The organism is Bacteroidota bacterium, assembly GCA_041658205.1.
Classification (GTDB): Bacteria; Bacteroidota; Ignavibacteria; order UBA10030; family UBA8401; genus UBA8401.
The window spans coordinates 401,174-423,477 of the sequence record JBBAAO010000001.1 but is presented as its reverse complement, the minus strand read 5'-3'; the positions used below and the strand labels follow the sequence as shown (position 1 = coordinate 423,477).

Annotated in this window: 14 protein-coding genes and 1 tRNA gene; 3 read left to right on the top strand and 12 right to left on the bottom strand. The window is 36.7% G+C overall.

The features are described 5' to 3' along the window. The first annotated feature begins 180 nt into the window (after positions 1 to 180). Positions 181 to 279, top strand: a tRNA-OTHER gene (locus WDA22_01665). Here WDA22_01665 and WDA22_01660 read toward each other — a convergent pair. The 5 genes from WDA22_01660 to WDA22_01640 all read right to left on the bottom strand — a co-directional run bounded on the left by WDA22_01660 (position 270) and on the right by WDA22_01640 (position 4,178). After that, positions 270 to 797, bottom strand: coding sequence for a DUF4411 family protein (locus WDA22_01660; protein MFA5832159.1), 528 nt, complete (start codon positions 795 to 797; stop codon positions 270 to 272). The genes WDA22_01665 and WDA22_01660 overlap by 10 nt on opposite strands. After that, entirely contained in the window at positions 794 to 1,939 is a 1,146-nt protein-coding gene (locus tag WDA22_01655) for an ImmA/IrrE family metallo-endopeptidase (protein MFA5832158.1), read from the bottom strand. Before WDA22_01655 ends, WDA22_01660 begins: the two co-directional genes overlap by 4 nt. Positions 1,940 to 2,657: 718 nt before the next feature. Next, complete coding sequence (locus WDA22_01650) at positions 2,658 to 2,981, bottom strand: STAS-like domain-containing protein (GenBank protein ID MFA5832157.1); 324 nt, start codon at positions 2,979 to 2,981, stop codon at positions 2,658 to 2,660. Between the two features lie 11 nt (positions 2,982 to 2,992). Then, on the bottom strand, positions 2,993 to 3,874 hold the full coding sequence (locus WDA22_01645; GenBank protein MFA5832156.1) for a hypothetical protein: 882 nt from the start codon (positions 3,872 to 3,874) through the stop codon (positions 2,993 to 2,995). Positions 3,875 to 3,905: 31 nt separating this feature from the next. Then, entirely contained in the window at positions 3,906 to 4,178 is a 273-nt protein-coding gene (locus WDA22_01640) for a hypothetical protein (protein ID MFA5832155.1), read from the bottom strand. A 1,066-nt stretch (positions 4,179 to 5,244) separates the two neighbouring features. On the opposite strand from WDA22_01640, the gene WDA22_01635 reads away from it, so the two are divergent. Together WDA22_01635 and WDA22_01630 are read left to right on the top strand one after the other, a co-directional pair. Continuing rightward, complete coding sequence (locus WDA22_01635; GenBank protein ID MFA5832154.1) at positions 5,245 to 5,805, top strand: hypothetical protein; 561 nt, start codon at positions 5,245 to 5,247, stop codon at positions 5,803 to 5,805. A gap of 63 nt (positions 5,806 to 5,868) precedes the next feature. Beyond that, positions 5,869 to 6,042: a hypothetical protein gene (locus WDA22_01630; GenBank protein MFA5832153.1), complete on the top strand. Its 174-nt coding sequence runs from the start codon at positions 5,869 to 5,871 to the stop codon at positions 6,040 to 6,042. 965 nt (positions 6,043 to 7,007) lie between these two features. Here WDA22_01630 and WDA22_01625 read toward each other — a convergent pair. The 7 genes from WDA22_01625 to WDA22_01595 form a co-directional block, all read right to left on the bottom strand. Beyond that, on the bottom strand, positions 7,008 to 7,469 hold the full coding sequence (locus WDA22_01625; protein MFA5832152.1) for a hypothetical protein: 462 nt from the start codon (positions 7,467 to 7,469) through the stop codon (positions 7,008 to 7,010). Further along, positions 7,453 to 7,998 (bottom strand): type 4a pilus biogenesis protein PilO, encoded by a 546-nt coding sequence (gene pilO, locus WDA22_01620; GenBank protein ID MFA5832151.1) that lies wholly within the window; start codon positions 7,996 to 7,998, stop codon positions 7,453 to 7,455. Before pilO ends, WDA22_01625 begins: the two co-directional genes overlap by 17 nt. After that, complete coding sequence (locus tag WDA22_01615) at positions 7,995 to 9,392, bottom strand: PilN domain-containing protein (GenBank protein ID MFA5832150.1); 1,398 nt, start codon at positions 9,390 to 9,392, stop codon at positions 7,995 to 7,997. Before WDA22_01615 ends, pilO begins: the two co-directional genes overlap by 4 nt. Beyond that, the gene (locus WDA22_01610; protein ID MFA5832149.1) at positions 9,392 to 11,317 is read right to left on the bottom strand and encodes a hypothetical protein; all 1,926 of its coding nucleotides are present in this window, start codon (positions 11,315 to 11,317) and stop codon (positions 9,392 to 9,394) included. The genes WDA22_01615 and WDA22_01610 overlap by 1 nt, the downstream gene beginning before the upstream one ends. A gap of 469 nt (positions 11,318 to 11,786) precedes the next feature. Continuing rightward, the gene (locus tag WDA22_01605) at positions 11,787 to 12,320 is read right to left on the bottom strand and encodes a YcxB family protein (protein MFA5832148.1); all 534 of its coding nucleotides are present in this window, start codon (positions 12,318 to 12,320) and stop codon (positions 11,787 to 11,789) included. Positions 12,321 to 12,416: 96 nt separating this feature from the next. Then, positions 12,417 to 12,899 carry a hypothetical protein gene (locus WDA22_01600; GenBank protein MFA5832147.1) on the bottom strand — a complete coding sequence of 161 codons (483 nt, stop codon included), beginning with the start codon at positions 12,897 to 12,899 and terminating at the stop codon, positions 12,417 to 12,419. A gap of 19 nt (positions 12,900 to 12,918) precedes the next feature. Next, on the bottom strand, positions 12,919 to 22,233 hold the full coding sequence (locus WDA22_01595; protein ID MFA5832146.1) for an RHS repeat-associated core domain-containing protein: 9,315 nt from the start codon (positions 22,231 to 22,233) through the stop codon (positions 12,919 to 12,921). Positions 22,234 to 22,304 lie beyond the last annotated feature (71 nt).

The following is a 22,304-nucleotide window of genomic DNA, read 5'->3' as shown; positions in this document are numbered from 1 at the left end:
TCTTTTTATGGTGGTATATGCAATACACGATTATACGTATTTATAAGACGAACAAGGTGATTAACAATTGCACCAAAATATCATTAATTTCAACATTACTTGCAAATTTCATCAAAAAATATAGTGAAAATCACTCAAAATTGATTAAAGTAATTATCTGTGTATATTAACAAATATAATGGGGCATTAGTTCAATTGGCAGAACAACAGACTTCTTAAATTCATTTAATAATGGATTTAAGAATCTGTGTGTTGAGAGTTCGAGTCTCTCATGCTCCACTGTAATCAAAAGATATGGTTAGGTCAGACAACATTTTAAATAAGTTAATACTGTTCACACCAAATGGTTTACAAACGTCTGGTATTTTGATTTTTGTTTTTGAGTCTTCCGCAGAGACCTCTTGAGTAACAACAATCCTATTATCCGTATCTAAACTTGCAAATGCAATGAGCCACCCATCCGCACCGATTGCAAATTTTGCTTTTGCTTGTTTCTCGTATTGCTTTTTTCCGTCAACCCAATTTATTATTTCCGAAAATCTATTTGCTACGGTTGGAATATCGGTTTTGTCAAAAAAAATACGAGGAAGTTTCTTCTTTATAAATTCTTTTAACTCATCACCATGCTTATTTGATAATATTTCGTTTCTTATTTTATCAATACTGCCAACATTTTCAACTTTACCATGCTCAATTAATGATTTCCAATATCCAGGACATATTGAAAATGAATAAAAGGCATTTTTTGCTTCAATAAACGCATTTGCATCTAAAAGATATATTTTTTTACCACTCATTGAAATCCAAGTTTTTTACCATACTGATCAAACGTATTTCCATATAGACCAGTCAAGCTAAATCCATCTCGGTACAACAATCTACCCTCTTTCACAGCACCAATTACCGCTCTGGCAAACCTTTTTCCTATACGAATATTTTGATTGTTGTAAAAATTTCCGCCTGGTTTTTTCTTTTTCCTTTTCTTTATTCCGCCATCTGTATACACATTGTAAAATATTAAAAATTTTTCTTTGCTAATATATCCTAAATCAAGCATTCTTCTTGCGGTTGCAAGTTCTCCAACTTTAAAACGTTTAGAAAGTGCTTTAATTGGATTACTACTCAATCTATATAATTTCCAAAGCCTCTTCATTTCATCTTCTGGTATTAAAAATTCAGCCGCAACTTTGTTGCAAAATATTTCATCAACGTTGTTAAAGGGTTGAAGATTCTCCAAATTAAAAATTGCACCCTTCCCAAGCCATATATGCGCTAACTCATGAGCCATTGTAAATATTTGCGCACCATCAGAATCATTACCATTAATAAATATTAAAGGAGAATATTCATCAATTAATACGAACCCACGAAATTCTTCAACATTCAATTTTCTATGTGGATTGTTACCTACAATTCCATTCCCAGCAATAAGTATTCCCGCCTTATCTATACTATTTCTTAGAGCCGTTACAGCTTCATTCCATCCCTCATAAACAGATGCCCAATTTGGTAATAAACCAAGTGTGGATCGAATTTTTTCCGCCGCAATTTTTACATCGGTCTTAACGGTAATAGATCCGATAAAATTTAACGGGGATTCATCTTCACTTACAAGATATTCCCTCATCCAATCTTGTCTTCGTTGCATTGTTTGAACTGTTTCAATTAGATTAGGGCTTGGTTGTGTTATTGGTTTATCTTTTACAGTTCTGAAATTCGGAATAGGAAGAGTTTCATCTGGCGGTTCATTCAAAAAGAAATATCCAAATGGTGTATATGTAGCATTAGCTAATTTATTCAATTGCTTAAGCGTTGGCAAAGAATTACCATTTTCCCAATCGAGCAACTTGGGAAACTTCTTTATCAACGCATCGATGGATTTACCAGATCGTTCACGCGCCCATACTATAAGATTATTTTTAACGGAGATTGCTTCCATAACGAGATAAGGTAGTACTATTTTAGATTTTAAACAAGGGGTAGGGGCAATATAGTTTCAATACCGAAACTTGTCAAGGCTGGAGAAATGGCGATTTCACTTATTTAGGCACGGTTTGTTAAGTATAAAACCCCCCATAATTGACCTTTCTTGATGACCTCTAATATATTAAATTGGATCATCTTTTGGGGGGCAGGTCAGAAGGTGTGAGATTATGAATTCAATCAGAAGACATTATCTGTGTATTATTTGAATCGGGACTTTCGGAAAATGCAAATCCGAATATTAGAATCATATAAATAAATGTGTTCAATTCTTCTCCACAATTATAATTTTTTCTATAAATCCATACCGTTGAAATATCTTTTTATCATTATTATACTATGGTAGACAAAGTATTTCAAAAACGATTCGGTATTAATGCTGCTAAATTAAATATTTCATGCAGACATTTTTTAGCGAAAAAGTGATGGCGTTAAATTAATATTACTTGAGTTTTAGCAAGTGTTTAAAATAAAAATGCCCTGTCTCTTATCAAAAAAACTGGGCAGCATGAATGTTAAAATAATTTAAACTAAGAGTTCTATAATTAGGCTATTCAATTAGAGATAGAGAAAATTTTTGATTCCTAGATCTTTCGTTCGAAAAATTATTGATCGTATAGTTCGTCATAATAATAGGATCGATGTATTTTATTTGAAATCACAAGTATAATAGATTAACTAATTGCGTTTTTGGTTAATTGTGGATCTTTTAATTCCTTTTCTCTTAATCTTGATCTAAGTATATCATTTAAAAGAGCTCGGTCGAAGTCCTGAATATTTTCTACATCAATCTTAGATGTCAATTCACTTCGTGAATACTCAAAAGCTAATCGTCCAAAAATCTCATCAAAAAAAGAAACAGAAGCAATTAAGATGTTTCCAAAATTTATCTTGATCTTTTGACTAGTGTTCCAATAATCTTTAATTAAATCGTGTACTTTTTTACCGTCGTCTCGTGATACAACATTCTTACCACAAATATCAATTATATTAATCATTCCGTCCATATCTAAAATATTTGGTCGTCAACATTTTCTGATGAAAGTATGTATAATCCCTCAGCATCAGCTCTTGCAATAATATTCACAATAGTCCCATCAAAAGCAATTTTCAATACTTTTTCCTTTATAGTTACACCATTAGGTTTATAATCCCAATTAACCCATGCATCACCCGAAATAATATGCATTTGTCCTTCATTGATTTTAAGAAATTTATGGATATGGGCTAATCCGAGGCCGGCTCTTACACCTATACGGCTTGAAACGCCTTCTTGTATCGCTAACTTAATAGCATCCAAAGAATTTGCAATGTAACTATACTGTTCAACTGATTTAAGTGCTTTATGAATTCCAATTCCAAAATCCGCAATACAAATACTGACATTACCTCGTGTAGTAAAAGCTTGAGCGCAAATTAAGCATCCCCCAACAGATTTACTATGATCAAAAGTATTAGTCATCATTTCATTAATACTCATGTGCAAAGAATCTTGAACACCTTGCGATAGGTTAAGAGAACCTTTTAAAACTCTGATTACAGATTGAGTATAAGTTGGATCTACTGCTTTAAAATGTCGCAATTCTGCAGTATGATCTGGAAATTTCACAACTCTACCAATACCAGCTCCCCAATTATAAAATCCTATAGCGTTAAGATAACTTTCAAGCCTAACATTTTTTGAGCGGTTAAAAGTTACGTTATGTTCTTTTGCAATACATGATTTAATTACCCCAACGATTAATGAAATAGCAAATGGATCACAAAAACCGCAGTTAGAGAAATCAAATAATATATCCTTCTCAGAAGTTGAAATTGCTTGTTGACATTTTTCGATAATACTTTTAGCATAACGTATTGTTAAAAATATCGGAAATTTTATGATATGCATTCTTTGGATACTTTCGATTCAAAGTAAATAATTAGGCCACAATTGGTGGATTGGGTCCAATCATGATGGCAATTTTTGCGACTGTATATGGACTGGAACATGCAACAAATTCATTTTTTGTATCAGAAAGTATGAAGTCATCGTTGTAACCGTCTTTATACGAAGCATACCAAACTGTTGAGATATCTCTGCCCACATTTTCAATCTTGTTCCATTTTTTCTCGACAAGGCATTTATAAATTTTTTCCCTGTCCGTTGAATTAACATTTGGGAAGTCTGCTGTTACAAGAACGTATCTTGACATAATTCCTCTTATAAAACGTTTTTATTTAAATAATTAAGACAGTAGTCATTATATTTATTTTAGCTTCATTCATTTCACAAAATCAATTAACGATTATCAAGGATCTTTCATATTCCATTTTTGTAGCATTAAAAGGAAGCCATACTATATTACATTTATATTGATTTGTTTTTTAAGAACAAATCATTAGTGTGCTAGAATATAAGTAGATGTTGCTTAAAAAACAGATAACATATTTAAGCATTCCAATTCTTTCTTAAGTGGAATTTAACAAATCATTCCATTTACATTAAGCGATTCTATGAATCAAAATTCAACCAGCAATTAATGGGTTAAATCATATAAATACTGCATTCTAAAGTCAAACGCATATTGTAATCTTTGATTATTTTTAGTTCTAAAATTGAAACAATATGTATCTAAAGTGGTATTCTTCATCAACAAAAACCTTGTATAGTATATATGAATTAACTTCAGGCAATCTATCAAATAATGGGCTAGCTAACCTTAAAATCTGAGCACCCATATAATGTATTTATTTTAGGTAATATTTAAGAAATAGATGTGCGGAGAGAGTAAAAACATTAATAATATCTTACTTCTTATAACATTGTGTAAAGAAATATGTTTGGAATTCAATCTATTTATACTTTTCATTTTATAAAGATGATAAATATATTTTCCTTGATGGAATAGAAACGTTCAAAAAGGAAAAGGATAGTTATTTCGATTGGCCAAAAATTAATTCACGAATATGGACACAATTATATAATGATTATTGTCCTGATAGACCCCTTGATAGTGGTTGTAAATATTTTATAAATTGTGATAATTAATAATTCTAATACATCAATTAGGACTATATCGAATAGACATTAATTCATAAAATAGTTTAAACCCGTTTCACTCGTAAAATTGGCAGCTTTATAGAAATGGAAAAACGTGGGTTACGTCCTTACTGGGCGTGACTGAAAGCGTCTTTCCATAGGTATGCCAATACCTTCGAGTGAGGCGTAAGTAAGTTACGCCTTTTGTTTTTAATTCAATTCTCGGAAAGGATATGGCAATGAAAAAAATTCTCGTTTTTGTAATGTTGATAGTAAATGTTATGATGTCGCAAGGAAGTGGTTATTTTATTGAAGGATTTGATAGTCTTAAATGGGGAATGTCTCCTTATCAAACAAAAATATTATTTGCATCAGATTCAATCTCGCAACTATCAATTGAATATCATCCTGAACTGATAATAAAAATTGATGGTAATTTGAAGGAATATGCAATACAAGAAATAAAGGCTGAATTCAAAAGCGCACACAAACCTACTTTCAATTGCATTTTTATTGATAACAAATTATGTGGTATAGAAATAATTCGGGGCATCTTTACAGGAAAAAGGTTTTTTTATGAGTTACAAAACCGGTTTAATTATCTAACCGAAAAAGGTGGGCTTTTCAATAGCGGTGGTGACAAATATCCATACGTTGAAGAACGTTGGAGGAAAGATGGGGAAATAATTATCGAATATAAAAATGAAAATATTCGTTTATTTCAACATGAAATGAAAGAATTGTATGATATATTAATCCAAAAAATAGGTGAGGATCGCTTTGCTCCTATTAAGGGATAAAAATAATAGTTTGTCTCAGACAACTACACATTTACAGGTTTTTAACAGAGAAAGGGTATAGATTTGCAGATCGAAATCGAGTTACTGGTTGGGGCTATTGTTTATTCAGATTGTAAGATTGATGCGGTCATTAATGTTCTTCAAAGAAAAGGTATTACCGTTTCCTCAGAAGAAATTCAAAATGAAACACAAAGCGCTTATGAAAAGGAATTTGAGTTGAAGAGAGAGAGAGAATAATACGAACTTTTGGTGCAGCAAGTTCCATATAATAGTTTTTATATTTTGTATTTGCTGATGATCTAAAACCCGGTACTGCTGAATACACCGGGTTTCCTCTCTCTGTAATTGCTCTCTCCGATATCTGATCTTCGTTTTATTCAACATGGCTGAAATATTTCCTCTTTTTGACTGTTTGTTGATTTCTGTTAAATTTCATCGTTTTCAAAAGACCCCACTACCCTTTTTTCCGTTTTACTTCATATCGTTTCGTGTCAATTGATCCGTCTTTTTTTCCGTTTTTGTCAATTGAAAATATTGTGAATTGCTGAATGTTCTCTCATTCTCTCACCGCCGGGATACTTCCTTCTGTGGAAAATGTTTTTGTTGCCGGGAGATGCGGAAAATGTTTGAAATTTTTCAAAATTTACATGTTGAAAAACGACAAAAGTGTTCCGTGTTCTATATTGTATTGGTGTGTATAGACGTTTTTTGTCGGATAAACTGATTTAGAATATCACAAATTATTTTGGATCAACAATTACCTGAGTTTTAACATGTTGACGCTAGAAAAAAGGTTGCTTGTTTCTAAATGTGAATATATTTGTGTCATTGAAATATTCGAATGACCCAACAACTTTTGTATAAAAATAAACTTACCCCTTTTTGAGCAAGTATACTAGCAAAAGTGTGCCGAAGTGAATGAAAATGAAGCGAATTGTTTAACCCGTTGACTCTCACGGCTTTCTTAAATTGCCTGCTGACATAGTCAAGAAATGCTTTACCGCTCCTTCTTCTCCCCTTGAAAACGTAATCTTCTTTCGTTGATATTTTCTATGACAAATCATAGAATTATTGTATGCAACACAAAGATGCAAAGAAAATATCTCCGAAAGAATAGTCTAGATGTAAACTTTCGTGGAACTTGTCAATACTATTGAAACAAAACTATAATATATGATAGCATCCAGATAATACACTAAAATTCATTCATCAAGTATTAACTCGTTCATCTTTCCAAACAGAGTATACTGAATCTTTTTTTGTGTTATCTTACTTATGAGTAATCCTCTCACTTTATCCCCTTCTTTCACGTATGCCAAGGAATCGTTGTCAAATTCCAAGACCGCTGTCAGATTGGACCTGTCCTCAATGATTCCTAATAGCTTGATATTTGGATGATTTTGTGCGGGTATAATTGATTGCCTGTGATTCAATGTATCTTTAACAATAGTTTTTGCTTTGTATAATGGATAAAACGGATCTTTTGCATTGTCCGGAAAAACAAATTTATTTGTATTCTCGTTGCTACCAATGAACCGGACATCATTCTCTTTCAGCCCTTCTTCGCTAATACGAAAGAATAGTTGATACACAATGATCCCCCAAACAAAGATCACAATAATCATCAAGAAAATATTTATGATTTTTTTAACGTTGTTTGGCATCATTATAGATATACGCTTTCAGATCGATAGTTCCCATAAGATCAGATTTTGAGTGTTCTGTTTTTTTTAATTCAATCTGCGAAAGAACAACCGGAATACCGCCGTTTTCAATATCTGTAAAAAGCTTTCCTATATTAACAAATCGCCCCCGTACAGAGAGTCTGTATGATAGTTCATCGAAGTATCCGTTTTTTTTGTTAGTAAGCGGAAGAACAGAGGTTATGGCAACAGAGTTTCTTTTTGACAGTTTTGTAGCGTATTCAAATAGATCGATATCGTTTTGAGTAGTGTTTTTATACAATTTGTTAAATTCTGTTGTATAGGTCTTCTTTAACTGGAGCAGTTCATACCTTCGAGATTCAAAATTACCGATATCGCTTATTTGGGATTTTACAGAATTATATTCGTCTAATAATAAGAAAAGAGCAGAATATCGCCCAGCTATTTCTGTCACAAACAAATAGAGGGATAATCCTGCTATGGCGAGCAGGTATAACACATACTTATTCTGAAGATTGGAAATATTCATTTTCTTGTAGTAACAACAATATCAAAGAGTATTTTGTTTTTTAAAGCTCCGTATTCATCTTGTGTTACACCCGAACTTTTCAATTCGACACTTGACAATAAAGTGCTTGCTTGGAGTGATTTCAAATATCGACTTAATGACTCATTTGACACGGCTTCTCCTTTTATTTTGACCGTTTCATTTTTACTTGATTGAGCAATAGATTGTACTGATTGTAGCGCAATTCCCTCATCAGTTTTTTCAGAAAGTTCCAGCAATGTTCGTGAGACTGTTGTCCGGCGATTTGTACTGCTTTGCTTTTGAATTTCAGATTCAAAATAGGCGATTTCTTCCTGTAATTTATGCAATTCCTGCACTTTTGAACTCTCTGCTATTAAACGTTCCTGATATTCTGCAATTTTGTTCCCTACATAGATCGCTGAAACTGTTTCAAGTGTAAGAAAGAAAAAAAGAAGTATGCCCACAGTAAGGACAGCTCTTTTCAGTAACCCTTGTCCCACTACATCAAATGTTTTTTGTCGATGATTGTTCGAAAGGAAATTGACCGGTGATATTTCTGATAAAAAGCCTTTTATTCCGAGTCCAAAAGCGTGGAGATATTTTGTATGTAATTGAGGAGCTTCTAATTGTTGGAACTGAAAATTCGGTCCAAAAGAAAATGATTCGTTACCATAAACTTTCAAAGACTGCCGTTGTTCTTTTTCAGATTCAAGCTTTAACGCTTCAGCAATATCCGCGGCAGGTAACTCTTTATAATCAGTTAAAGAATAATTGTTTAATGAATATAAATGTATTTTATCGACCGAGGATAAAGCAACAAAATGTCTATCGTTGCTCGAAACGATATTCACAATGTCTCGTTTGGAATAACCAATACTAAGAAGTTCTATTCCTGCATTTAACAATATCGATTCAGTTTGATGGATCTCGTTTTTCTTTGCAATGACAACGATGATTTTCTGAAACTCTTCATTCCGCTCAAGTAGTTCATATTGAATAATGATATCATCTAACGAGATCGGAATACGTATTAGCTTCTCTACGTTATCGCCGATCCATTCAATGACATTAGAAACATCAAATGGGATCGTAGTAACGATAGTTTTGACACCAATTGATTGGAGCGATGTTACGGCAAGTTTGGTCGATATTTTATTCTCAACGATGGCTATTCGTATCTTTTCGGATTTGATTTCAGCAGTATCGGTAGGTGAGAATTGAATGGAAATCGATTTGAGCGGAAAAAAAAGTTGTGTGAATTTTTTAAATGGATTACCGCGAGCTTCCACCTCGACAATATTCGCTTCAAGTTCTGAAAGTTCAACCCCCAGAATACGCTTGAATCCCGCAAACCGGAGAATATCAAGATGTGAAATCAAACGTTTCAATGGCATTATTTCTCAAAATGACCATCACCATTCGGCAAGGAGACATTCTGGAAAGCCTCGCCGTACGATATGTGAGTTGTGAGGTAAATAATAAGCTCTGTTTTCCGGTTTGACTTTGAGGTTGACGAGAAAAGACCGCCAATCCATGGAATATCTCCAAGAATCGGTACCTGCGAACGGGTTTCCGACTCGGTCTCCTGTATCAATCCTCCAAGGACTATGGTTTCCCCTTCACGTATAACAACCGTCGAACTCATAGTCCGTTGATTAATTGTCGGTGGAATGGTTGAATTAAATGCCCCGACAGGGGTTTTAAAATCCGGTTTTATTTCCAGTGTAATTAGCCCGTTGACACCAACATACGGCGTTAACTCCAACTTTACATTGGCTTCAATTGTTTGAAATTGCTGTGACTCCTGTAATAAAGTCTGCGTCTGATCCCTATAAGGAATCGTTGATTTAAGAATATAATATTGTGTTGTCCCAACACTAAGACTTGCTTGATTTCCGTTAATTGTTGCAAGAAGTGGACGTGAGCGAATATTCGCCAAACCTTTTTCCTGCAATGCTCTAATATTCATGTAGAAATTTGGCGGTAGGGTACCAAGGTTGGCAATGCCGATTTGATTTCCAATTGTATTTAGACCTTCATTTACCGTTTTGTTTCCAAACAGAACATCAATCCCTGGTATATAGAAATCGCCCCGGGCAGCCGTTGTATCGGAACTCGAACGAATACCCGCGTCAATTCCGAATTCTTTCCCATCAGAGAGATCGAAATCAACAACAAGCGCTTCAATCAATACTTGAGCCACAGGTTTATCAATTTGAGCAATAAAATCTTCCAGTTGATTAATTACATCCCCGGGTGCAATTGCAACAATTGCATTATGTTCTTTCATTATTTTTAATGTCGCTTGGGATGAAATTGATTGCGGTACAATATCAAGGAATTTTTCTGATCTGAGGTATTTCAATTTTAACAAACGTGTTGAAACCATTGATTTATTGATCTTCTCGCCGACAAAATATATTCCATCAGATTCACGAAATGTGTAAGTGGTATTGCGAAGAATCAAATCCAATGCTTTAGTAAGAGAAACATTTGTGGCACGGGCTGTCACCGTGCCGGTAACAGTATTGTAATAGACCACATCGGTATTTAATTGCCGTGATATGTCGGTAATAATGCGTTCAAGCGGGGCGTTGGTGACATCGATGGTAACTGAGCTGTCTTTTACGCTGATCCAATATGGTCCTGTTTTTTGTCCTTGTTGCGCTGTTTGAGAACCGACGAAGTAATCTAATCTACTGACGACATAAATGTTGTTTTTCTTTTGGACAGCGAAACCATTATTGTTCATTAATTGTGTAAATCCAAGATCGAATTCAAGATCAATCAATTTTCCAGTCACAGTTCCATTGGTACCGCTTGTAACAAGAATATTTTTATTCGACTTGTCTTGAATTGCTAGAATTAATAGTTCAAGATCGACATTCTTCACCTCAAGGTAAAGATTTCCTTTTTCAAACAGGATATAAGGCTTTTTAGGTTCTTCTTTTTTAATGACGGCAACCGGAGTATTTGAGATCTTAAAGATGCCTGATTCAAGATTTAACTGTAAGCCATTTTGTTCGCATAAGAATTGTAAAGCGTCATATACTCTTATTTTGTTCAACGATACTGTAACATGTTTGGTTATCGTATTCTCAACAAAAATATTAAGATTGTATTTATACGAAATTGCCCGAAAAACATCGCGGATATCGGTATCCTTAAAACTAAACGTCAATGTATCATTAGCACGTAGAGGTAATTGTTCTTGAAATGTTTGTTGTTCGAGCGGAGTGTGCCCAGATTGGATAGAATCTTGTTGAGCGATAATAATTTGGAGCCCAAGTATTATTACGCTAAATAGTATTTTTTTCATGTTGGTCCTGATGTGTTAACATTTTAAGATGTTGCCAGTGCAATTTCAATCTTGCAGCGACCATGTCCATTCTCTGTTGTTAGCTTCTCTTATTCAAACCCGATTACTGTTGCTCTTTGGTGTATCGGTCATACTCATATTTGTAACCTTCCTCTATTGTGTAAACTGGTTTAAATATCAGTTTTGCTTTGGTTCTCTTTGCTTTTGTTAAGATGGGGCGAAGCCACGGGAGTTCATGAAATACTAATATACCCAGAAGATTGAAACCAACGATCTATTCAGTTATTAAGAAGCTTGGTTGAGATAGATGCATTTTTTTAGTGTTTTTTTAACGTAAAACATTTTACCATGTCAAGCATCGATATTTAATTTCACTCTAACCTTTTAACCTAATTCAATTAATTATCTTAACTTTACAAAAGAAATAATATATACTCAGTGAAAATGTGCGGTCCATCATAAACGATAGCTATGTAGATATATTTTTATTATAGTTTATATTTACTTTCTTCCAGAACATTTCAGCATCATTTTTAGTGTGGAATGCTTTTTTGGGAATAAAATGTCCAATTTGTGGAGTGAGGAAAATATAATAATACTCGTCATCCTCAACTAATTTGTAAATACCATTCCATTTTTTTCGATCCTCATTAACCTCCGTAGATTCTATAATCCAATCGTCAGATATTGTTATGGTGTGTTCACAAATAACACCTTTTTGTTTATCGGGTTTATAAAAATTCCATTCAAGTATTTTATTAAATAACCAGAACAATGTTAAATTGAGTAACAACATAGTCCCCATAACAAAAATAAAATAACCAATTTTATTAACAACACCTTGCTCATCGTAATTATAGACCATAAATAACGCAATCAATAAAAACCATATCTTCAAACCATATCTTAGTGTTTTTCCTTGCGAAGTATGTAATCTACAATATTTAATAAAATGTTGATAATCTTTTTTTCCAATTTTGTACGTGATTGTAATATCGTTCATACTATTTTAATTGTAGTAAACAAATGTCTTTATATTTTTATCGATTCACTATATTGGATCTTCATTCATAAACTCTAAAATCAGTTATGGAAAATTTTAGTTTTTTTCATTATGCTCGCAATACTCATTTATTAAATCTATAATTTTTGATCGCCCCACAATTCCATTCAATATTACTTCCTCATTTGGAATATTTGTCGAATTACCGTTTAGATATATTTCAAGAGTATAAATCCTACCTACATACCTTATTTTTGCACAGCGAATTGTGTCCCAAGATCTAAAATTATATTTTTCTGACCACATTCCCTGTTTCCCAAGTTTAATTTTGGGATTTCGATCACATATTTTCCTAACACCATCAATCATTATAAATATCCCAACGGTAGATAAAAATAAACAAAACACGATAATTGAAAATACATGAACTGTGTTTGTAAAAATATAAAAAGCGTATACAGTAAATGACATTCCTACTAAAACTTCAATAATTTGATAAATAACCGAATTCTGAAAAATTATGTCATAATTTGGAGATTCAATATACTTTAATTGGTTTCTAATATTTTCCAAAGACATAAAAAATTAATCGAAATTCTTAGTAAGGATCATTATGATTTCGCCATCCATATATCTCGGACCATGATTTTAATTGAGTTTGATTGTATACGCCAGATTTATCCTTAGTTGCATAACTAAAACCGGCAACTAGATCTGAATCAAATCCTTCGGGTAAAAATGTTGCTATCCCAATTTGTTTTGGATTGCCCGATTTGCCAATTTCATCATTATTTGTCAGTAATTCAAAAAATATACCTGCAACATGTCCTTTAACTCCGATTACGCCTGCAATAAATCCAAACAAACCTCCTGATTGAGCTTCATCAATAGAATTTTTTCCCATAGTAATCGCACCCATAACTGCTCCCGTCGCCGCACCTATACTAGTTTGAATAATTACATTTGACCAAAAGGAAGAAAGACCAAAAAATTTACCATTTGGATCATTAAAATTAATTGGGTCACTTGTGGCATAACAAAATATATTTATATCTTTCCCCTCAAACAAAATTGGGTCTTTGCTTGTCCACCTTCCCGCTGTCACATCATAGTCTCTTGCACCAAATCTAACAAGTTTTGTTTGAGTATCAAACAACCCACCCGCATATCCAAATGGTAAATCAAGTGAGTCTATTTGATTTATAATATTTCCATATTCATCATAATCAAATCTGGAGACAACAATTCCAGTTGTTGAATTGAGGACAAGACGAACACTGCCAAGATGATCTGTCACAATCCGATAAGAAATTCCAGATTTTACAATATATTCCGGCACATTTGGCTTGTCTATATAAACAAATCTTGCAACAACATTATCATTGCTGTCTAACTCTGCTATTGGTCGTAACTGATTTTCGTAAATCCACCGTTTAATAATTTGTCCATTAAGTTTTTTCCCAATCCGCCTGTTATTTGCATCGATTAAATACACAATCACATCCCCATTTGGTAAACGAACATCGATTAAATTACCCAAAGCATCATAAGAGTAATAAGTAGTATCAATACCTTCAATCTTACTTTGTAATTCACCGTTGAGTGTATATGAGTAAGAAATATTTGCATAGTTAAAAAGCCTGTCTTGAACATCATAACTGCCTGAGTCAACTGAAACTGTTGTTATCTTAGCAAGTCGATTGCCCGTCGAATCATACACATATTGTGAGGCAAGAGTATCGTTTCTCCAAACCTTTTCCAATCTTCCTGCAAGATCATATGCATAACGAAATACTTTTGCCTCACCTTGGATGGTCTCATTGAGTGTCGTAATTCTGCCAAGCGAATCTCTTGTATATGATGTTGCAAAAATAGAATTGCCGGAATACTTCGCATTCAATCCAGAGACTTCACCGAGGGTGCTATACGATATTGCCGTTGTAACATTTACAAGTGTATCAGCAATCGGCAATCCATTTGTGGAATTATATGCAAGTTTTAATGCACCAACACTTGTAAGTTGATCGTCAGTATTATATTTAAAACCAATACTGTCTCCACCGTTAACCTTTTGAGCAATAACTCTAAAACTGCTGTCATATTGTATTGTCACATAACCACGCACGGCACCACGCCATTCTTCTTTTATTGGCATTGTGCCATCGTAGGTATAAAGCAGCGTATCGTTTTCTGCAGAAATTATTTTGGTAATAAGTCCACTTTTTGCATTGTAATCGTGTGAGATTGTTCCTCTGTCAAATGTAAGAGTTTTGATGTGAGTGTTGCCGTTCGCAGCGCCGCCGGTTGTATCATACACAAACAGTAATGTTGTACTATCGGCGCGCACTACTTTTACATTTTGTTTGTCAAGATTGTACTCATATCCTGTTGGTGTTAAGCCATCAACTGGAAGCAATGGCGGATTGTAAGCCGACTTCTGATCGACATCATCATATGCAAATTCGTGCGCCGGTTTACTCGGAGGCGTTAACGAAGTCATATTGCTGTTTGCATCATACGAATAACCGATTGTTCTGCCGTCAGGTAGGATTTGCAGTATTGATCTTCCAACAGAATCATACAAAGTTGAAGAAGTTCTCAGCATCGGATCTTGAATACTTTGCAGGCGTCCAAGATTGTCGTACGTGAACATTGTTACACGTGTTCCTTGCTTTGTCTGAACCAACTGTCCTTTTGAATTATATGTGTTCGTTTTAGATGTAATTCCTGGAATAGAATCTTTAACCACTCTCCCTTTTGTATCAATGAAACTGACTTTCTTCCTTCCCAATGACGTAGTGCTGGTGATTGTTCGCGTAATTCCGCTATAATCACTTTTTGAAACTCGACCGTTGATAATGGAACTGTCTCTCAATCCCATTACCTGCAATCCGGCCATTTGTGTTATCAGTCTGCCATGAGACTCTGTAGTGGTTAATCCGCTCGGCTTGCGAGTGATTTTGCTTTTATCAACTGGAACCATCATCCCAAACCGTGGGTCAGGTCCGGCAAGAACAATCGTAACCGTACTATCAGGAGACGTGATGGTTGATGTGCCGTCAGGATTTTCACGTGTCAAAGTGTTTTGCCCATTTTCGTCAGTTTTTGTTACAAGAACACCACCGGGGGTAACACGCTCAACACGGTAAGTGGTTTTCTTTCCAAGTGCTGTTGTCATTTCAACCTGATACCCGCCGCTGAATTCAGTCCTATTCAACGCTTTGAATCCGCCGAGCGGATCTTCATCTTTCGTGAGGAGACCCTTCGAATTGTAGGTAAATTTATAGAGCTTATTTTTCGGATTGCTCATCGTCTTCATCAATCCACCGCCGTCATATGTAAAACGGTTTGTCTCTCCAGCTGGGTTTGTCAGTGAATCGAGATATCCATCATTATTGATGTATAAATACGTCCGTTGCCCGTACGGTGATATGACTACGGTTGCTTTTCCTGTTGAATCTCGTTCAATCGTGGTGAACAGACTATCAATATCACGGATGTGAGTGAGTAGTCCCTTTGAGTTATAATAAAAATCGAATTTAATAACACCGGTCAACGCGTCCAGAGTCTGTTCGTGTCTCCCCGCATAATTGAAGATGAATAATTCACTGCCATCTTCCGAAGGGATAACATTCGTATTAAGAGAAAACTGAGGAAACGGTTTGGAAATTTTACGAACACGTCCGCTAAAAATATCACTAAAAAACATCGAACCATCAGGGGCAAATCTCACACTGAATGGCAGATCAATATTTGCACCCGTTGCAGGCAATCCATCTCCATTAAAATTACCATTACCGCTTCCACCGATAGTCGAAATTGTGCCTCCTACACTTACACGGCGAATGCGTTTATTACCAGTTCCTCCAAAATTATCCGAAAAAATAATATTGTTTTTACTATCAACATCGATTCCCTCGGAACCATTAATTGTTGCCGAAGTTGCTGCATTACAGTCTCCGCTGAATGATCCTGTTCCGGTTCCTGCTATTGTTCTGATGATTCCATCAGGTCCTACGCGCCGTATTCGCTTTTGACTGGCGGAGGAACCAAAATAGACACTCCCGTCTTCTCCAACGGCAAGCGAGGAAATTCTACCAATTGCAGCAGTGGTAGCCGGAATATTATCTCCATTAAACGCAAAGCCACCATTGCCGGCAATAGTCGTGATGATTCCATTTGGATTGACTTTTCGAACCCTGTAATTTGCGTCATCTGCAATATAAATACTGCCATCAGGACCAATGGCAACATTAGAAGGTGAAGCAAGTTCAGCATTCACTGCAAGACCGCCGTCTCCGCTGAATCCTCGTCCATTGATATACTGTATTGTTGCTTTGCCTGCAACCGTTGTTATTATTCCGTCAGGGCTGATCTTACGAATCCGATGAATTTGTGTATCAGCAAAATAAATGCTTCCGTCCGGAGAAACAGCAATTCCCATCGGATTTGAAAGCGATGCAGAAATCGCAGGAATATTATCGCCATTGTAACCAAACGTCGACCCGCCTCCACTGGTCAATGCACCGGCAATTCTATAAATTCTCCCATCATTTTTCACTACTTGAATTAGATTATTATTCGTTTGGGTGACGTAAATATTTCCTTCAGGGCCAAATGCCAAACCATCAGGCGAATTTAACGGCGCCTGTATAGCTAAGTCGCTATCATGTGCAATTGTTCCACCGGGATAGCTTCCGCTTCCATTGCCTATCACAGTGGTCATAACCAGGTTTGCATTTTCTGCGCTTCGCGTATTACCATCGCCGTAATACAATCGTTGACCAACCGCATCATATACATGGTGATTATTGAATGTCCAACTTCCGAGACTGCGCGAGGCTTCGCTCCATATCCCAACCAAACCGGACCAGTATTGCCACAGTGTTGAAGTTGTATTCGAACGACGTTTATTCAATGTCGAGCCCGACGTATTTCCAAAAGACTGACCGCCTTGTGGTATCTGGAAGCTTGCGTTGTAATTATATCCGATTGAAGTCTTTATTGGTTGACGTCCTTGCAGTGTTCGCCCGTACGCATCTTTTCCATCCCATTCAAAATTGTATGAAAGATTTACAGATGGGGTAAAATCATAGGTAAAAAACTGTCCCGCAACTTCAATATCAAGAAAGATTCGATTCAACCCTGGTGGGAGTGTAACACCAGTTAAAGGTATACTCAATGAAAATGCATCTTTTCTTCCGGGAACTCTGTCGCTCTTGTAATAAATACTGAATGGCGTCCCGGTTATGGGCAAAACCTCACCGAGCGTTTGATTTTGAATTCCGATGATAGAACCGGAGGTAGTGCAGTCTTTATCAAGTGTCTGCTTTGTTGGTCCAGGCAGTTTCGGCCATTGTGCTGTGACAGGAGGACCGAAGGGCCAACTGAACGAAAATGAACCAAGGCGATTTGTTTCAATTCTCATGAAACTTTCACCGATACCATACATCGATGCAAGCATCTGGCGCTCATCGTTACTGATGCCAAGTGAATCCAAATTGACTTGTGCGGAAATCGAACCACTTCCGGTAACATCAAGATTTGCCAATCCGCTGCTAATAGAAATAATTTTAACAGCTCTACCGTCATTAATCGGTGTCCAGATCCCTTTCGATGAATCAAAATATGCCGTAGGTACCTTGCTCCCAATTGGCAGTGTTAAGAAGTTGTTCACATACAGTGCAAATGGCTTATCAAAAAATACGCTTTTGGCATTGCCATTGACCGCCTCATCGCTTGTTAATTCAACACCATATCCGAGAGCACTTGTTGGCGGTAACGTGCCGGGTAAAGAAACAACGCAACTTCCGCTTAATCCATATTCAGTAGCACGCAGTGTTATTGTATCTAGCGATTGGCTTGTACCATTCGAAAAACTCATCGTCGATATTGTATTGGGTTCAAAGATCAATGTGGCACGACGGGTTCCATCAGCATCGGTGACTGTGCTGCTCTGTGCGCTTTGCGATACTGCCTGATTGATAATAAGAGTCGCAACGGAATCTGCAGGAAGAAGAATAACACTGTCTGCATTAGTATAGTTCAACCAGTCGGTTTGTACTTGTCTTTGTGCCGGGATGAATCCTGATTTTGAGTATTGTAATGTCAAATAGCCACCACCGTTCAAAACAAGGTCGAACATTCCATCGTTTCTGGAAATTGTTTGTCCGTATTCCGGATGACTCAACACCATTATTTTTGCTCCCGGTAATGGAGTGCCGCAGCTTGAAAGTACTTTCCCCCGTATCACTGCCAATCTTGTTGCAGTAAGTTTCGAAGTGTCAACTCCTGTTTGAATCGGCTGCGATCCGGTGTATAAAAATTTTGTGACGTCATAAATCGTTGTTGTTACAGTCGTATCAAGCGGAGGTGCGATCGATTTCGGATCCGACGGAATTGTAGAATAGGTAATTGATCTGAAAATTGACGTACTGTTCCCTGCAGCATCAGTAATGACAAGTGAAATAATATTCACCCCTTCAACAAGAATCACTTGTTGTGAAAATGAGCCATTCGGATTTATTACTACGGGAATTGAATTAATCGTAAGTGATGTTGCGGTTGAATCATCAATTGAGCCTGAAATAATAGCACTGTTTAATTGTGTGGTTATTCCATCAGCGGGAACAATATTCGTCACTGTCGGTGAGGCGGTATCTAATCGCACAATCTTTGTTTCTGTCGCACTATTTCCTGCTGCATCTGTTGCAACGATTGTAATCGTGTTTATTCCTTCCACAAGCGATAAAACAACACCAAAACTTCCGTTGCTTCCAATAGAAAGCAATGTGCCGTTGACTGTTATGGATGCTGTCGTTGAATCTATTACAGTTCCCGAAACAAACACAGAAGTTTGATTTGTAATACTGTTGTTTGCCGGAATTGTCACTGTCAGAGTCGGTACTGAAGAATCACGGACAACGGTACGCGTTTCGGTCGAAATATTCCCTGCAGCATCGGTTACAACAATAATTATTGTATTGCTCCCTTCATTCAATGCCACCTGGCTGCTGTAGATTCCATTGATGGCTGTAACTGCATTTCCATTAATAGTTATTGTGACAAAGGATGAATCATTAACGGTTCCATTGACTGTGATGAGAGAGTTTTGTGTCAACAAGCTGTTATTTGGCGAAGTAACAACAAGCGTCGGCTGAACAGTGTCCAAAATCACCGTGCGCATTTCTGTTGAAATATTTCCCGCCGCATCAATCGATTCGATTGTGATCGTGTTTGTCCCTTCGCTTAACACCACTGATGTAGTGAAATTTCCATTTCCGTCATGCAAAACTATATTGCCGTTCACACTCATTACAACCTCATTGGAATCTGAAAACGATCCTGAGATCGTGACACTTGTTTGATTCGTAATAAGGTTATTTGCTGGTGAAGTAATGATCAAAAGAGGTGATTGTGAATCAAGAATTATTGTGCGGATAATTGTCGAAATATTCCCTGCAGCGTCAGTTGCGGTAATAGTAATATTGTTCAATCCTTCAACCAATCCGAAAGACAGGTTAAATGATCCGGTCGAATCAATGAGAACAGATGTTCCGTTAACAGTAAGAACCACTATTGTCGAATCAAACACTGTGCCTGAAACAACTATAGAATTTTGATTTACGATTATGCCGTTTTCAGGGTTTACGACAGTAAGACTTGGATTTTGAGAATCTTTGATCACAGTCCGCGTCAATGTCGTTAAGTTTCCTGCCCCGTCAGTTGCTACAATTGTGATAATGTTGTGACCTTCATTGAGGGTGACCGAATGGGTAAATGTTCCGCTGTTCACTTCAACAGTATCTCCATTCATTACAACCGTCACTGTTGTCGAATCATTTACAGTACCGCTCACCGCTACCGAGTTTTGAATTGTTATTATCCCTTCAGTAGGATCACTAACGGTCATTGATGGCGGCGTTGAATCCATTGTCACCGTACGGGTGACCGTTGTGGAATTTTCCGCCGCATCCGTTGCGATGATAGTGATAATATTCTTTCCTTCGTTTAATTGCACATTTCCTGAATACGAACCGTCTGAACCGACGATAACAGTATCTCCATTGAAAGTGACAGTAATAACAGCAGAATCAGCAACTGTGCCATTAATGGTAATGCTCGATTGCTTTGTAAGGGTATCGCTGGCAGGAGAATAGAGTACTACTGTTGGTGGAATGGCATCCTTAATCACCGTACGTGTTACTGTGGCATTATTCCCCGCGGCATCAATCGCTACAACTGAGATTGCATTCGCTCCTTCGTTTAAGAAAATAGTTTGCGAAAAAACTCCGCCGCTGCCGATAGAAACAAGATTTCCATTGATGGAAAGGGAAACAGTAGTGCCATCTGTAACCGTACCGGAAACGACAACAGATGTTTGCGTTGTATAAATCCCATCGTTCGGAGCAGAAACTGTTAACTGTGGTATTGTGCTGTCTTTAATAATATTTCGTGTTATTGTAGAACTATTTCCAGCTTGATCAGTTGCAATAATAATAACTGTATTGTTTCCTTCAACCAATGAAACAGAAATATTTAACACACCTCCTGCTGCGAGAGTGACCGGGTTTCCATTGACTGTAACAGTGACTGCCGTTGAATCGAATATTGTCCCAATTATATCACTACTTGATTGGGTGGTGATGTAACCTTGAGGAGGCTGCGAAATTGAAATAGTTGGATCTGTAGAGTCCAACCGAACCGTGCGAATGACTGTAGAAGTATTCCCAACATTATCGGTGGCAATAATAGTAATTGCATTTGTTCCTTCGGATAGTAAGACAGCAGTACTAAAGGTGCCGCCAGAACCGATTGTAACAATAGTCCCGTTCACTTTCAGTTCTGTTGTGTTGGTACTTGATACTGTTCCACTTACAGTAACCAATGATTGATTTGTTATTCCGCCGTCCGTTGGGGATGAAACCGTGATTGCGGGTGGAATGGTGCTTCTGGTAACGGTGCGCGTATCGGTCGTTGAATTTCCCGATGCGTCGGTTGCAACAGTAGTGATTTCATTCGATCCTTCATTCAAAGATAATGAATATGTAAATGTTCCGGCAGGACTCACTGAAACAGATAAACCGTTAATGGTAAGCAATACGGTCGTGGAATCGTATACCGTCCCCTGCACAAGTGTTGTTAATTGAATCGTCGTGGTTCCGTTCTCGGGGGTGGAAACAGTCAGCGATGGTGAAATTGCATCCTTGATAACTGTGCGCACTTTGGTTGTTTGATTATTGCTCGCGTCTGTTGCTATCACTGTAATCGTATTCGTTCCTTCACTAAGTGTTACGGCTGTTGAAAAAGCGCCACCGGATCCGACCGTTACTGCTGAACCATTAACCATTACCGTAACCGCTGATTGATCCGTTGCAATTCCATTTACAGTTACATTGTTTGTGTTCGTTATAAAACCATCGACCGGCGAAGATAGTGAAAGCGTAGGGGGGATGGTGTCCTGTTGCGTTGTCGAATGTTTTCCAATCACGGCTAATAGAAGAAATGTTTTTGGTTTTCCTGCAACGGTAACTTGAATCATATTGGTCGCCTGCAGCGCGACACTCTTCGTCAATAACGGGTGAAATTTTTTAAAGTCAGACGGGGAAAATATTGTTGTTCCATTAATACTAATTGTTGCACTAGTTACGGTGCTACCCAAGCTAAAGGGATTGACCACAATAAGTGTGTACGGTACCGAAGTATTGGAAGGAAGTGTAAATGACTGTGTTACTGTTTGCGGGCTGCCCGTTGCGCGATCATATTTTTGGGGCCCAAACACCAATATCGGTAACTGATGTTGTCCGATACTTTGGTGAAGTATTTGTTCCGCAATGTTGAGATCAGAATTTTGGGCAGTTACTAACGATGAGTATAATGCCAGAAAGGTTACACAAAAAAGGATTTTTTTCATTTGAACTTCCCCCCTGAAGAAATAATAAAAGAAACAACCACGTTTTATCCAATGCAGTCTGAGCTATGAAT